General features: G+C 34.8%; 15 protein-coding genes. 4 read left to right on the forward strand and 11 right to left on the reverse strand.

From position 1 onward, the window contains the following. Window positions 1-37: 37 nt before the first annotated feature. The 3 genes from mgtE to ACFOWM_RS12920 all read left to right on the forward strand — a co-directional run bounded on the left by mgtE (window position 38) and on the right by ACFOWM_RS12920 (window position 5,651). Window positions 38-1,429, forward strand: coding sequence for a magnesium transporter (gene mgtE / locus ACFOWM_RS12910; protein ID WP_379710814.1), 1,392 nt, complete (start codon window positions 38-40; stop codon window positions 1,427-1,429). A gap of 147 nt (window positions 1,430-1,576) precedes the next feature. Next, window positions 1,577-3,418 carry a glutamine--fructose-6-phosphate transaminase (isomerizing) gene (glmS, locus tag ACFOWM_RS12915; RefSeq protein WP_379710816.1) on the forward strand — a complete coding sequence of 614 codons (1,842 nt, stop codon included), beginning with the start codon at window positions 1,577-1,579 and terminating at the stop codon, window positions 3,416-3,418. Window positions 3,419-3,542: 124 nt separating this feature from the next. Further along, on the forward strand, window positions 3,543-5,651 hold the full coding sequence (locus tag ACFOWM_RS12920) for a DUF4954 family protein (RefSeq protein ID WP_379710818.1): 2,109 nt from the start codon (window positions 3,543-3,545) through the stop codon (window positions 5,649-5,651). Here the strand turns inward: ACFOWM_RS12920 and ACFOWM_RS12925 are convergent. The 11 genes from ACFOWM_RS12925 to ACFOWM_RS12975 all read right to left on the reverse strand — a co-directional run bounded on the left by ACFOWM_RS12925 (window position 5,648) and on the right by ACFOWM_RS12975 (window position 12,806). Beyond that, entirely contained in the window at window positions 5,648-6,079 is a 432-nt protein-coding gene (locus ACFOWM_RS12925; RefSeq protein ID WP_379710820.1) for a type II 3-dehydroquinate dehydratase, read from the reverse strand. The two genes, ACFOWM_RS12920 and ACFOWM_RS12925, sit on opposite strands and share 4 nt — an antisense overlap. 68 nt (window positions 6,080-6,147) lie before the next feature. Then, a complete protein-coding gene (gene carA, locus ACFOWM_RS12930; RefSeq protein ID WP_379710822.1) occupies window positions 6,148-7,245 on the reverse strand; it encodes a glutamine-hydrolyzing carbamoyl-phosphate synthase small subunit in 1,098 nt (365 codons plus the stop codon). Window positions 7,246-7,335: 90 nt separating this feature from the next. Then, window positions 7,336-7,860 carry a 50S ribosomal protein L17 gene (rplQ, locus tag ACFOWM_RS12935; protein WP_379710824.1) on the reverse strand — a complete coding sequence of 175 codons (525 nt, stop codon included), beginning with the start codon at window positions 7,858-7,860 and terminating at the stop codon, window positions 7,336-7,338. Between the two features lie 99 nt (window positions 7,861-7,959). Continuing rightward, a complete protein-coding gene (locus ACFOWM_RS12940) occupies window positions 7,960-8,955 on the reverse strand; it encodes a DNA-directed RNA polymerase subunit alpha (protein WP_379710826.1) in 996 nt (331 codons plus the stop codon). 114 nt (window positions 8,956-9,069) lie between these two features. Next, window positions 9,070-9,675 carry a 30S ribosomal protein S4 gene (gene rpsD, locus ACFOWM_RS12945; protein ID WP_379710828.1) on the reverse strand — a complete coding sequence of 202 codons (606 nt, stop codon included), beginning with the start codon at window positions 9,673-9,675 and terminating at the stop codon, window positions 9,070-9,072. 116 nt (window positions 9,676-9,791) lie between these two features. Then, window positions 9,792-10,202 (reverse strand): 30S ribosomal protein S11, encoded by a 411-nt coding sequence (gene rpsK, locus ACFOWM_RS12950; protein ID WP_379710830.1) that lies wholly within the window; start codon window positions 10,200-10,202, stop codon window positions 9,792-9,794. Between the two features lie 195 nt (window positions 10,203-10,397). Beyond that, the gene (gene rpsM, locus ACFOWM_RS12955; protein WP_379710832.1) at window positions 10,398-10,778 is read right to left on the reverse strand and encodes a 30S ribosomal protein S13; all 381 of its coding nucleotides are present in this window, start codon (window positions 10,776-10,778) and stop codon (window positions 10,398-10,400) included. Window positions 10,779-10,815: 37 nt separating this feature from the next. After that, window positions 10,816-10,932 carry a type B 50S ribosomal protein L36 gene (ykgO, locus tag ACFOWM_RS12960; RefSeq protein ID WP_255154769.1) on the reverse strand — a complete coding sequence of 39 codons (117 nt, stop codon included), beginning with the start codon at window positions 10,930-10,932 and terminating at the stop codon, window positions 10,816-10,818. A gap of 51 nt (window positions 10,933-10,983) precedes the next feature. Further along, window positions 10,984-11,202 carry a translation initiation factor IF-1 gene (infA, locus tag ACFOWM_RS12965; protein WP_379710835.1) on the reverse strand — a complete coding sequence of 73 codons (219 nt, stop codon included), beginning with the start codon at window positions 11,200-11,202 and terminating at the stop codon, window positions 10,984-10,986. A gap of 184 nt (window positions 11,203-11,386) precedes the next feature. After that, window positions 11,387-12,100: an OmpA family protein gene (locus ACFOWM_RS12970; protein WP_379710837.1), complete on the reverse strand. Its 714-nt coding sequence runs from the start codon at window positions 12,098-12,100 to the stop codon at window positions 11,387-11,389. Between the two features lie 70 nt (window positions 12,101-12,170). Then, on the reverse strand, window positions 12,171-12,806 hold the full coding sequence (locus ACFOWM_RS12975) for a heme exporter protein CcmB (RefSeq protein ID WP_379710839.1): 636 nt from the start codon (window positions 12,804-12,806) through the stop codon (window positions 12,171-12,173). A 288-nt stretch (window positions 12,807-13,094) separates the two neighbouring features. Between ACFOWM_RS12975 and ACFOWM_RS12980 the strand changes: the two genes are divergently transcribed. After that, a complete protein-coding gene (locus ACFOWM_RS12980; protein WP_379710841.1) occupies window positions 13,095-15,425 on the forward strand; it encodes a M4 family metallopeptidase in 2,331 nt (776 codons plus the stop codon). Window positions 15,426-15,461 lie beyond the last annotated feature (36 nt).

Here is a 15,461-nt window from a genome sequence, read left to right on the forward strand (position 1 = left end):
GCAGCGAATTTAAAAGATTTAAAATTATTGGAAGGAGATGCTTGCTGAACAAGAAAACATATCATTACAACAACAGTTTAACGAAGTAATTGCTTCGGAAGATAAGCTACGCATCAAAGAATTTTTGAATGATCAAAATATTAGTGATGTTGCTGAGTTAATATATGATAATGATGATGTTGAAACGCAAATTATTTCACACCTCTCCATTCACCGTGCCGCCAGCGTTTTTAAAATACTTGATAGTATTGTTCAAAAACGCATAATAAAAGATTTACCAGCATTTAAAAGCGCTGAGCTATTAAATGAATTACCAGCAGATGATAGGGTTGATTTTTTTGAAGAACTACCCAACAGTACCGTAAGAGAACTCATAAAAACATTAGAACCAGCCGAAAGAAAAATTACCCTTGAGTTATTAGGCTATCCAGAAAATAGTGTGGGCCGTTTAATGACGCCTGATTATGTGTACGTTTATGAATACAACACCGTAAAAGAAGTTTTAGAAACCATACGTCGCTGGGGCACCAATAGCGAAACCATTGATGTAATATATGTAATCAATGGCAGGGGCGAATTGTTGGATGATATTAGGATTCGTGATTTTATTTTGGCATCGCCAGATGTTAAGGTAAGCGATTTAATGGATGAACGTTTTATATCGTTAAAAATTAACGATGATCAGGAAATTGCCAGCGAAGTATTCAAAATGAATAACCGTACAGCTTTACCTGTAACTGACGAAAAAAATATTTTATTAGGTATAGTTACCATTGATGATGTACTATGGGTTGCACAGGAAGAATATTCAGAAGATATTCAAAAAATTGGTGGTACCGAAGCCCTTGATGAACCTTACTTAGACATTAGCATACCCAAACTAATTAAAAAAAGAGCTGGCTGGCTGGTCATTTTATTTTTAAGTGAAATGCTCACTGCTACTGCTATGCAATATTTTCAAAAAGAAATTGAAGCGGCTACTGTATTGGCTTTATTTATTCCCTTGATAATGAGTAGTGGTGGTAACAGTGGTTCGCAAGCAAGTACGCTCATTATACAAGCAATGGCGTTGGGTGAAGTAACCCTAGCCGATTGGTGGAGGGTAATGCGACGTGAACTTATTTCTGGTTTTATACTCGGTGTCATTTTAGGAAGTATTGGTTTTTTAAGAATCATTTTATGGCAAAACCTACACATATTTGATTATGGTATTTATTGGAAATTAGTGGCGGCCACCATCTTTTTCTCATTAATTGGTATTGTGTTGTGGGGCAGTCTTATGGGCTCTATGTTACCCATCATCTTAAAAAAATTAAAACTCGATCCGGCTGCATCATCTGCACCTTTTGTAGCAACATTGGTAGATGTAACGGGTATTGTTATATATTTTTCAGTAGCTTATTTCTTTTTAAAAGGTATATTATTATAATTTTAAATTCAATTAACCAATTTACCTGCTTTAATACATTATTTTGCAACCCAATTAAACGTTCACCGTTTAATAATTACCGAACATTACATTTAATTTCGATAATTTTACAAGTCAACATTAAAGCTTAAATCAACTACAAAAATTATGTGCGGAATAGTAGGATACACAGGACCAAAACAAGCATATCCCATCATATTAAAAGGATTAAAAAGATTAGAATATAGAGGTTACGATAGTAGTGGCGTTGCACTTTTACATAATAATAAATTAAATGTTTATAAAAAGAAAGGTAAAGTAGCTGAGTTAGAAGAATCATTGGTAGGTGCCAACCTAAATGCAAACATAGGTATTGGTCATACTCGTTGGGCAACTCATGGCGAACCTAATGATCGTAATGCCCATCCACACTCATCCGCTAGTGGTCGTTTGGCAATGATACACAATGGTATTATTGAAAACTACGCTCAATTAAAAGCAGAGTTAGTAAAAAAAGGTTACCAATTTACCAGCGATACTGATACAGAAGTATTGCTCAATTTTATAGAAGATATTCAAAAAAACAATGGTGATGGTACGCTTGAAGAAGCAGTACGTATTGCCCTTAAACGTGTAACTGGTGCGTATTGTATTTTGTTGATAGATGAGCAAGACCCTGAAACCATTATTGCGGCACGTAAAGGAAGTCCGCTAGTAATTGGTATTGGCAAAGGCGAACATTTTTTAGCTAGTGATGCCTCTCCTATTATTGAATACACCAAAGAGGTGGTTTATGTAAACGATTATGAGTTAGCCATTGTTCGTCCTAATGAGTTGATATTAAAAAACTTGGGTAACGAAAAAATTACGCCATACATTACCAAGCTTGATATGGAATTAGCTGCTATTGAAAAAGGCGGTTACGACCATTTTATGTTGAAAGAAATTTATGAACAACCCAGTACTATACAAGATTGTTTAAGAGGTCGTTTAAATGCAAGTGCTGGTACCATTACAATGAGTGGTATTGATGATCATATTGATCAAATCATTAACGCCAACAGAATAATGATTGTTGCATGTGGCACAAGCTGGCATGCTGGTTTGGTTGCCGAGTATATTATTGAAGAACTTTGCCGTATTCCAGTTGAAGTAGAGTATGCCTCAGAGTTTAGGTACCGTAACCCTATTGTTAATAAAGGCGATATCATCATTGCCATTTCACAAAGTGGCGAAACAGCTGATACATTGGTAGCCCTTGAAAAAGCTAAAGAAAATGGTGCTTTTATTTTTGGCGTTGTAAATGCTGTTGGTTCTTCTATTGCACGTATTGCACATGCTGGCGCCTACACACATGCTGGTCATGAAATTGGTGTAGCTTCTACAAAAGCCTTTACCGGACAGCTAGCTGTATTAATGATGGCAGCACTCAAAATTGCGTTGAAAAAAGGTACTATTAATAATGAACGTTTTCAAGAGTTGTTAAACGAATTGGCTGATGTGCCTGAAAAAGTAGCCGCCATATTAAAAAATGCTGATGCTATAAAAGCTATTGCATTAAAGTATAAAGATGCTAAAGATTTTCTTTTCCTTGGTAGAGGTTATAACTTCCCCATTGCTTTAGAAGGCGCTTTAAAATTAAAAGAAATTTCATACATACATGCTGAAGGTTACCCTGCAGCTGAAATGAAACATGGCCCAATTGCGCTGGTTGATGATCAATTACCAGTGGTATTTATTGCTACGAAAGATTCGTACCACGAAAAAATTGTAAGTAACATGCAAGAAATTAAAGCCCGTAAAGGTAAAATTATTGCAGTGATTACTGAAGGTGATACAATATCGCCAACAATGAGCGATGATGTAATTGCGATACCAACAGCCGATGAATTAATAGCCCCCATTATTAGTGTAATTCCATTACAGTTATTATCATACTACACAGGTATTGCAAAAGGAGTTGATGTTGACAAACCCCGTAACCTAGCTAAGAGTGTAACGGTTGAATAAATCATCATATTTTTCATAACTTTATTACATGCATTAGTTAATCTAATGCATTTTTTTTAGCTTCAAATTTTTGAGGTATTGTTTTTGAGATATAACAATTTCAAAAACCCAAACTATTGCTTACATGAACGAAATAAAAACACACCCAATACAAACGTTAGGTTATAATTTTATTGATCCTCAATTTTTACCTGAAGGTGTAAACGAATACCACATACGTGATATACAAAATAATGGCAGGTTATATAAAGCACTTACCCAACCCCAAATTGAAGCACTTATTGCAAATCGCAATAGCTCCGACAATTGGGAACAAGTTTTAGTAAGTGAAAACTTTAACCCATCACTCATTAAAAACTGTAGCTTTTATGGCTTGGTACGCATAGGTGAATTGTTACCTAACTATCGTGAGTTTCATAACCTTCGCTTACCTGTAGGGTTGTATAATAGTACCATCATTAGCTGCGATATTGGCGATAATGTTTGTATAGATAATGTTCGTTACTTGAGCCATTATATCATTGAAAAAGATGTAATGATTGCCAACGTAAACGAATTTGAAACCACTGATTATTCTAAGTTTGGCAATGGCATCATCAAAGAAGGTGAAGATGAAAGAAGTAGAACTTGGGTAGAAGTTTGTAACGAAAATGGAGGCCGCAGTATTTTACCTTTTAACGGTATGTTACCAGGTGATGCTTATATGTGGAGCAAATACAGGGCAGATGATGCGCTGATGGAACAATTTAAAATTTTTACACAAAAAGAGTTAGACAACAAGAGAGGCTATTACGGTAAAGTGGGTGAACGTACCGTTATAAAAAACTGTGGTATTATTAAAGATGTATGGATTGGTAGTGATGCCTATTTAAAAGGTGCAAACAAAATCAAAAATGTTACCATCAATAGCGATGCAAAACGAAAATCACAAATTGGCGAAGGCTGCGAATTAGTAAATGGTATAGTGGGCTTTGGTTGCAGAATTTTTTATGGTGTAAAAGCAGTTCGTTTTGTACTTGCATCTCACTCACAGCTAAAATATGGTGCACGTTTAATAAACTCCTACCTTGGTAACAACTCAACTATTTCATGTTGTGAAGTATTAAACTCACTCATTTTTCCATCGCATGAGCAACATCACAACAACTCTTTTTTATGCGCTGCTTTAATAATGGGGCAAAGTAATATTGCAGCAGGTGCCACAATTGGTAGTAACCACAATAGCAGGGGTGCCGATGGTGAAATTCAGGCTGGCCGAGGCTTTTGGCCTGGCTTATGTGTAAGCTTAAAACATAATTCAAAATTTGCTTCATTTACTATTATTGCAAAAGGTGATTTTCCGGCAGAATTAAACATACCCATTCCGTTTAGCTTAATCAGTAATGATATTACCAACGATCAATTGGTTGTTATGCCTGCTTATTGGTTTATGTACAACATGTATGCACTAGAACGTAATGCTTGGAAGTATAAAGACAGGGATCGTAGAACCGAAAAAATTCAATTAATTGAATATGATTATTTAGCACCTGATACTATCAACGAAATTTTTGATGCGCTACATCAACTGCAACAATTAGAGGTGAATAATGATGGAGTTGCTCACACAACCGGTTGGGAAAATACCAATAGAAAAACTACCATCATAAAAGTACCGCAATCAATAAAAATGTTTACCGAATTAATACAATTTTATGCTGTATGTACTTTGGCTAAACATTTTGAACATAATGAATTTGAAGATTTTGAATCGTTCAAAGCTACTTTATCAGCCACTATCAAAAGAGCCGAATGGCTTAATATTGGAGGCCAATTAATGACTGTTGATGAAGTTTACCAACTTAAAAAAGATGTTGTAAATGGTACGTTTCATAACTGGACGGATGTTCACCAACGTTATCGTGATGTTGGTGCTGCATACCAAAGTAATGAACTCACTCATGCCTATTGTTCATTACTGGAAATATTAGATATTACGGGTAGTCAATTTACAGCAGTATTATTCAATAATTTATTAGCACAAGCCATTGCTACTAAAACATGGATGGTAAAAGGCATACAACAATCAAGAGCAAAAGATTATACCAACCCATACAGAAAAATGGTGTACGAAACCAATGCTGAAATGTACAAGGTTTTAGGTAATCCTGATGATAATAGTTTTATACAAGCACAATTTAAAAACTTAGAAATATTTACAACCAACTTACAAAAAATACAATCTTATTGTTAAGCAGGTACTGCTTGCGATTTAATATAATGTATAGCAAGTTCGTACCCTTTAAGACCTAGGCCACTTATTACGCCTGCACATTTTGCTGATACATGAGAGATTTGTCTAAACGATTCTCTTGCAAAAATATTTGAAATATGTACTTCCACTACCGTTGCTGTTACTGCAGCAACGGCATCACCAATTGCTACTGATGTGTGTGTATAAGCCGCAGGGTTTAACACAATGGCATCTGCATTAAAACCAAATTGTTGAATAGCTGTTACCAAGTTACCCTCCACATTATCTTGAAAATAAATTAATTCATCATCCTTAAAAATGGCTTGCAAGGTTTCAAAATAGGTTTCAAAACTTTGTGTACCATAAATATTGGTTTCACGGTTGCCTAATAAATTTAAATTAGGTCCATTTATAATGGCAATTTTCATTGTAAAAATTTGAATATAAAAATAGCCATAATAAGTATGGCTATTTCATTTTATCATTCAATATGTTTTTAATTTTTCATTGATGCTATAAAATCATCAAACAAATACCTGCTATCATGCGGACCTGGCGTTGCTTCAGGATGGTATTGCACTGAAAATGCCTTGGTACCTTTAATACGTATGCCTTCAATACTATTATCATTCAAATTAACATGGGTAACCTCAATATTTGGGTTTTTCTTTGCAGCATCAGCATCTATTCCAAAGCCATGATTTTGTGTAGTGATTTCACTTTTACCTGTTATAATATTCTTTACAGGATGATTTAAACCTCGGTGACCATGGTGCATTTTGAAAGTTGAAATACCATTTGCTAATGCCAATAATTGATGGCCTAAGCAAATACCAAACAAAGGTTTGTTGGTAGCCATTATTTGTTGTACGGTCGCAATTGCATAATCCATTGGAGCAGGGTCACCCGGGCCATTGCTAATAAAATAACCTGTTGGGTTAAATGCATGCAAGGTTTCAAAACCTGTTTTGGCGTTGAACACTTTTACAAAAGCACCTCTATCAACCAAGCATTGCAAAATATTTTTTTTGATACCAAAATCAAGTACAGCTACCCTTATAGCACTGTTTTCGTCACCTAATGTATACGTTTCTTGCGTACTAACGGTAGATGCTAATTCCAACCCATCCATAGAAGGTACTGCGGCTAATTGTTGCTGTAATATGGTAACATCGGCTGTTTCTGATGATATAATGCAATTCATTGCACCCTTAGTGCGTACATGTGCCACCAAAGCTCTTGTATCAACATCTGTAATAGCAACAATTTGCTGTTGCTCAAAGTATTGTTGAAGTGAGTCTGTAGCCATAAACCTACTAAACTTTTCTTCTAAATTTCTACCAATAATTGCTTTTACTTTTACACTATTGCTTTCAACATCTAATTCGTTCACTCCATAATTACCAGTATGTACACTGTTCATTATTAATACTTGTCCGTAATAACTTGGGTCTGTAAACACTTCTTGGTAACCCGTCATACCAGTATTAAAACAAATTTCACCTGTAGCTGTACCTATTTTGCCAAAGGCTTTTCCAATAACTAAGGTACCATCTGCCAATAAAAGGGTAGCTTTTTTTGTTTGCGCTTGCATTATTGAATATTATGGGTTAATAAAAATAAAAGTCATAAAAAAGCTCCGATAATAATACCGGAGCTTTTATATAATTCATTGAACTGCATCTTATGCATCTTGTTTTTCGTCAGTAGATGTTTCAGTTGCTGTTTCAGTAGCTTCAACTGCATCAGTAGTAGCTGCTTTCTTTTTAGCACCACCTGCACGACGAGTTTTCTTAGCTGGTTCTTCAGCTGTTGCAACTGTTTTACCGTACACATCGTTAAAATCTACTAATTCAATCATCGCCATTTCAGCATTATCACCTACCCTTGCACCTAATTTTATAATACGAGTATAACCACCTGGGCGGCCAACTACTTTAGGAGCAACAACAGTAAATAATTCTTTAACAGCTGCTTTATCGTTTAAGTAACTAAACACAATACGGTGATTGTGCATAATCGCTTCTTTACTTTCAGTAGCTTTTGTTTTAGTAATCAATGGCTCAATGTAAGTACGTAAAGCCTTTGCTTTTGCTACAGTAGTAGTAATTCTTTTGTAAGTAATTAACTGGCAACCTAAGTTCATTAACAATGCTTTTCTGTGAGAAGCTGTTCTACTTAAATTGTTGTTTTTGTTTCCGTGACGCATGACGTTTGTTGTTTTTATACCTGTACCGGGTCAGGAATTACAGGCTATCCTTTCGGATGTTAATGTATATTTTATTTTGAAATAATAAACTTTAAAAGTTTATTCGTCGTCTAATTTTAACTTACTCAAATCCATTCCGAAACTCAAACCTCTATCTTGCAAAACTGAATCAATTTCGCTTAATGATTTTTGACCAAAGTTTCTAAACTTCATTAAATCTTCTTGTTCGTACTGAACTAATTCGCTTAATGAATTGATTTTTGCAGCTTTTAAACAGTTGAATGCACGTACAGAAAGATCTAAATCTTCTAACGGTGTTTTAAGCATTTTACGTAATTGTAAAGTTTGCTCATCAACCATATCTTCTTTCTTATCTTCTTTGGTATCAAAAGTGATGTTTTCATCAGTAATGATCATCAAATGTTGAATTAAAATACGGCTAGCTTGTTTAACTGCTTCTTCTGGGTGAATAGTACCATCAGTTACAACATCCATTACTAATTTTTCAAAATCAGTACGTTGTTCAACCCTTGTATTTTCTATTAAATACTTTACGTTTTTAATAGGCGTATAAATTGAGTCAACTGGTATGTAACCAAATTGTGTACTTTTTTCTTTATGCTCTTCAGCAGGTACATAACCTCTACCTCTACCAATCGTAATTTCGATATCAAACTTTGCGCTGTTATCTAAAGTACAAATTAATAATTCTGGGTTCATTACTTCGAACAATGGTGTTACTTCACCAATCATTCCGGCAGTAAACTCAGTTTTATTTTTGATAGACAAGGTTACTTTATCTGAAGTAATATCTTGATCGCCAATTAATTTAAAACGAACTTGCTTTAAGTTTAAAATAATTTCTGTAACATCTTCTGTAACACCTTTCAATGTTGCAAATTCGTGATCTGCGCCAGCGATGTTGATACCTGTAATTGCATAACCTTCTAATGAATTAAGCAATACACGGCGAAGTGCGTTACCAATTGTTACGCCATAACCTGGCTCAAGCGGACGAAACTCGAATTGTGCTTCGAAATCTGTTGCTTTTTGTAAAACAATTTTATCTGGTTTAACAAAATTAAAAATGGCCATTTTTATTTGTTGAGTTTAATTTAAAAATTTGTGCACCGGCTTCTAACGCTGTACCGGAATGTGTGAAAGTAGTAATACAAGTACCAAACTAGTACTTGTATTACACAATCAATATTATTTAGAGTACAATTCCACAATAAGTTGTTCCTTAATATTTTCAGGAACACTTTCTCTTTCAGGATAAGTGATAAAAGTACCTTTCATTTCAGCTTCGTTCCACTCAACCCAGTTAAACTTAGGATTTTTACCTCTTAAGTTATCAGTAATTGATTTGTTAGCTGCAGTTTTATTTTTCAAACCAATTACATCACCAGGTTGGCAACTGTAAGATGGTATGTTTACAACTTCACCATTAACAGTAATGTGCTTGTGGCTTACCAATTGGCGAGCACCTTGACGGCTAACACTAATACCCATTCTGTAAACAGTATTATCTAAACGAGCTTCTAATAATTTAATTAAGTTTTCACCAGTTACACCTTTTTTACGAGCTGCTTCTTCGAAAGTTTTACGGAATTGTTTTTCTAACAAACCGTAAGTGTACTTAGCTTTTTGCTTTTCAGATAACTGTAAAGCATATTCACTCGGCGTTTTACGCTTTTTGTTTCCGCCGTGCATACCCGGAGGGTTGCTGTTTTTAGTTAACCATTTACCGTTTCCAGTAATCAATTCACCGAATCTACGTGAAATCTTTGTTTTGGGGCCAGTGTAACGTGCCATAATTGTTGTAGCGGTCTTTTAGTGACGATGCATCATTATAAAGACCTTTTAAAATGAATGATGCACCCTTTTAATAAAATATGTGAAAAGTAAGCTGCATGAGCAACATACTATTATTATACTCTTCTCTTTTTTGGAGGACGACAACCGTTGTGAGGAATTGGCGTAATATCCTTAATTGAAGCTACTTCAATACCATTTTGTGATAATGAACGGATAGCACCTTCACGACCACTACCTGGTCCTTTCACAAAAACATCTACTTTTTTCAAACCTGCATCAGATGCTGTTTTTGCAGCATCAGCGGCAGCCATCTGTGCAGCGTATGGAGTGTTCTTTTTTGAACCTCTAAAACCCATTTTACCTGCAGATGACCAAGAAATTACTTGACCTTGCTTGTTAGTTAAACTGATAATGATGTTGTTGAAACTAGCTACGATGTGTGCATCGCCATGACTTTCAACTTTTACTACTCTCTTTTTTGCAGCTGCTTTTCCGCCTTGCTTGCCGCCTTGTGCTTTTGCCATTTTTTAAATGTAGGTATTCGTTAAATAAATTTCCTCAATTGTTGAGGTTGCTGTAACCCTCCTGTCGGTCGCTTACTATCTGGCGTTACATCAATAAAAACAAGACCATATATAAACAACGAATTACGAACGCATTTTTAGTTACAGCCATTAGCTATTACCAAACAATACTTCGTAATTCGAAATTATCATTGATTATTTCTTAGCAACTTTCTTTTTGCCGGCAACTGTCTTACGCTTACCTTTTCTTGTACGGCTGTTAGTACGAGTACGTTGACCACGAACTGGCAAACCTTTACGGTGACGTAAACCACGGTAACAAGCGATATCTAACAAACGCTTAATATTCATTTGTGTTTCGCTACGTAAAGCACCTTCAGTTTTAAATTCATTGTTGATGATATTACGGATAGCCGTTTGTTCATCATCATTCCATTGATTTACTTTCTTGTTTACGTCGATACCTGCTTTTTCAAGTATGTATGTAGCTGTGCTAGGACCAATACCATAAATGTATGTTAACCCTATTTCACCTCTTTTGTTTTTTGGCAGATCAATACCGGCAATACGAGCCATATGCTATTTTAAATTTTAATTTTCAAATAAAGATTGATTATCCTTGCTTTTGCTTAAAACGAGGATTCTTTTTGTTGATAACGTACAAACGCCCTTTTCTTCTCACAATTTTGCAATCAGCGCTGCGTTTTTTAATTGAAGCTCTTACCTTCATTTTGATTAGTTTTTACTTTTAACTTATAATAATTCAAACTGTATAACCTTACTATTTATAGCGGAAAATGATTCTACCCCTTGTTAAATCATAAGGGCTCATTTCAACCCCCACTTTATCGCCTGGTAAAATACGGATGTAGTGCATCCTCATTTTTCCAGAAATGGTAGCCAATATTTCGTGGCCGTTTTCCAGCTTTACTTTGAACATAGCATTGCTTAGCGCTTCTACTATTGATCCGTCTTGTTTAATGAGTGCCTGTTTAGCCATAAATTTCGGAGCGCAAAGATAAGAGTATTATTTTAATTAAATACTAAAAAAATACATTGTAGCTAAAAATCAGTAATAATTTTCGCTAAAATGATGATTTTCAATTAAAAAACAATCGAATTTTGAGCTATTTTTTAATAAATTGAGCAATTTTGAGTGGCAAAAGTACAGTTTTTTTCGGCAGTTATTCTAAAATTTTAACCTCTGTACGCCTGTTTTGAGCTTTACCTGCTGCTGTTGCATTTGAAGCTACTGGCACGGTACTACCATAACCTTTTGCAGTTAAGCGATTTGCACTTATGCCTTTTGTTATTAAATAAGCCATAACTGTTTTGGCCCTTTCCATTGATAATAAAATATTAGCTGCTGGTTTACCAACGTTATCAGTATGCCCACCAATTTCTATACGCTCATCATCTTTTCTATTTAAATAAGCCACCAACTCATCTAAAACAGCAAACGACTCGGGCTTTAAATCAGCTTTACCAGTTTCAAAATTTACATCTTCTAAAACAAAAGTTTTTGAAGGCTGAAATTGTATATCAACCACAAATGGATTTTTGTAAGATGCATTGGCAGGTAACGCAGGTATTTCTAACACATTATAGCTGGTAGAATCTTTAAAACCTAGAATAAAAATTTCATATTTATCACCTGCAGGTAATCGCAAAGAAAATTGCCCGTTATCTTGGCTCATTCCCTGATATTCTTTTTGCGTAAGCTGGCTTCTAAACACTACAATTTCATGTACCAACACATTTTTTTTAAAATCTGTAATTGTTACGTTTATAGGCGCATCTTTAGGTTGTGATGCGTTTTGTTGTTGGCTATTGGTTTGGCCAAAAACAACCGTTTGAAGTAAAATTGCCCAAGTAAAAATGAATAAAAAAAGTTTCATGTTGTAGAGTAATTTTTATTTTAAAGATACACTAATAAACAAAAAAGATGCCCAAGGCTTTTACAACACATTAATCTTTCCATAAATATGGAAACAAAATCACTGCAAGTACAAAAACCAATACATCTAACCCCAATATTAGGCCAGACAGCTGCAAAAATGCACCAGATCTAAATACTTCACCTAAACCAGCTTTACTTAAACGCATTAACAACAATAACTGAGGTAAAATAACTGGGAAACCTAAAATGGCTATTAATGCTGCATTTTGTTGCGCCTTCGCTGCAATAGCACTCATTAATGTAAACGTTAAGCTAATGCTTGTGCCACCCAACAAAACAATGGCATAAAATGCACCTACATGTTCAACTGGGTTATTTAAGAAGATGAAAAACAGTAGTAAACTAAGGCTACTCATCAGTAACATTAATACTACATTAAATAATAATTTTGCAATGATAAACTCAGTAGGTGAAGCTATGGAATAGTAGTATAACATTAAACCGCTACTCTCCTGCAAAAAACTTTTAGCAACCGTATTTACACAAACAAATAGTTGTATTACCCAAAATAAACTATTCCAAATTACTGCATCCGGACTATCAGGCAGCGATAAATACAATACAAAAATGGTAGCAGCTATATATAATAGTATACCATAAAAAGTATGTTGCTTTCGTAACTCAAGCAGCAAATCTTTTTTCAATAAAGCAAATATGCGTTTAACCACATTGCAAAATAAACACTTTTATGTTGCATTCAAATTGCAATATAATAATGCTATACATAATCAATAAAGGTTGCTGAAAAGTCACAAGTAAATGTATTGTTTATGAAAACCCAAAAGCTGATATCATTCATTTAAAATCGTAAGCATACTACAAGTAATATTTAAAATACTAAAGTAAAGAAAGCGTATTTGTACTTGATTTTTTAACAAAATTTTATTATTAAATTTAATGGAGGATTTTAACTATCACCAAAACAACTATTTATGAAAAGAAATTTAAAATTCAATTTTCTAGCTGGTAGCCTACTATTATCAATGGCAACAATGGCTCAAGATGTTCAAAAAGGGTTACCAGGTATGTATCCTTCGTATGTAGATTTTAAAAATGCACCCGTTAGTTTTACTAAAGGAGCGATCATTATTGCAGACGAAAATGGAAAAACCAACACTACATCAAATGTGCAACTCATAAGGTCTGATAAAGATGAATTGGGCATTTTTCATTACAGGTACCAACAAACCTATTTAAATATACCTGTTGAAAATGCTACCTATGTTGCACATGTAAAAAATGATCAAATTTTATCAGAAAATGGTAAATGGATAAAAGATTTTCCTTCGTTATTAAAAGCAGTCCCTATGTTAAATCAACAAATTGCATTAGCGGCTGCTAAAGGCGAAATTGGCGCTCAACAGTATAAATGGGAAGTACCTACAGATGAAGCCTTCATAAAACAAGAAAAAAATGATGTAAACGCTACTTACTTACCAAAAGGCGAATTGGTTTTTTATAGTGGTGAAGAAGAAGTAATTCCTTCACAACTACGCCTAGCTTATAAATTTGATATTTATGCTGCTTACCCTGCCAGCAGAAATATTGTATTTGTTGATGCGAACGATGGTTCAATACTTGGAAGAAGAGAAATAATACATACTACGAATGCACCCGGTACAGCTGTAACAGCATATAGTGGCTCACAAGCTATTACCAGCGATTATACCGGAACTACCTATCGCTTAAGAGAAGTTGGCAGAGGTAATGGTATTCAAACTTTTAATATGAAAACAGCTGGCGCAAACTATGCCGCAGCCGTTGATTTTACTGATGCTGATAATAATTGGAATAACGTTAACACTAATTTAGACCAATATGCAACCGATGCTCATTGGGGTGCTGAAAAAACATATGATTATTATTTTAGCCGCTACAACCGTAACAGTGTTGACAATGCAGGGTTAATATTAAAAAGTTATGTACACACCAGCTTAACAGCACAAGGTTACCCTGATAATGTTAATGCATTTTGGGATGGTAGCAAAATGAGCTACGGTGATGGAAACGCAACTTACAAACCTTTAACAGCTTTGGATATTGCAGGCCATGAAATTACCCATGCCGTTACACAATATTCATCAAACTTGGCCTATTCAACTGAGTCAGGTGCTATGAACGAAGGTTTCAGCGATATTTTTGGAACTGCTATTGAATTTTATGCTCGTTCAACAAGAGCCAATTGGTTAATTGGTGAAGATATTGGCGCAGCATTTAGAAGCATGAGTAACCCTAATCAATTTAGCCAACCAGATACCTACCAAGGTACCTATTGGTATACGGGCACTGCTGATAATGGTGGTGTACATACCAATAGTGGTGTTTTAAATTATTGGTTTTATTTATTATCAGTAGGCGGTAGCGGCACTAATGATAAAGGCACTGCTTTTAATGTAACAGCAATTGGTATTGATAAAGCAGGTGCTATTGCTTACAGACTCAACAGCTTCTATTTAATATCTACCTCAAAATTTGCTGATGCAAGAACTTTTGGAATAAAAGCCGCTGAAGATTTATATGGAGTGGGTAGCGTAGAGGCTGTACAAACTGCTAATGCATGGACTGCCGTAGGTGTAGGCGGTACCGTAACGCCTCCTACTTGTACTGATGCATATGAAACAAATGAAACCAGAACAGCTGCAAAAGCCATCACTAAAAATGTGGATATTACTGCAAAAATTAGCAGTACAACCGATAAAGACTGGTTTACATTTACAACTACAGCAGCTGCACCTAAAGTACAAGTAACAGTAAGTAATTTACCTGCTGATTATGATGTACGTTTATATAATAGCGCAGGCACACAGTTGGGTATTTCTCAAAATGGTGGTACTACGGCTGAAACTGTTAAGTACAATACATCTACAGCTGCAGCTACTTACTATGTTCAAGTATATGGTTACAATGGAGCAAATAGTACAAGTTGTTATACTTTAAGGGCTTCAACTAGTGGTGTTAACTTTATTGATGATCCAACAAATAACGGCTTCATTTCTATAAAAGATAATAAAACACCCAATACTTTCAATGTATACCCGAGCCCAGTTGCAAGAGGCGGCAATATTACACTACAATTTACAGAGGCAACCAACAGTCCAAAGCAAATTATAGTTACAGACTTAAGTGGTAGAAATATTTACAGTCAAAAAATAACTAGTTTTGAAGGTAACAACAGCATCAACTTTAAGTTGCCTAATATGGCGCCAGGTACTTATTTTATTAAATTAGATGAAAACAATATCAAAAAAATAACCGTATTGTAAAACAATATTTTCATTAAAAACGAAGCCCACATGTAT

Source organism: Ferruginibacter yonginensis (assembly GCF_042651465.1).
Taxonomy (GTDB): domain Bacteria; phylum Bacteroidota; class Bacteroidia; order Chitinophagales; family Chitinophagaceae; genus Ferruginibacter; species Ferruginibacter yonginensis.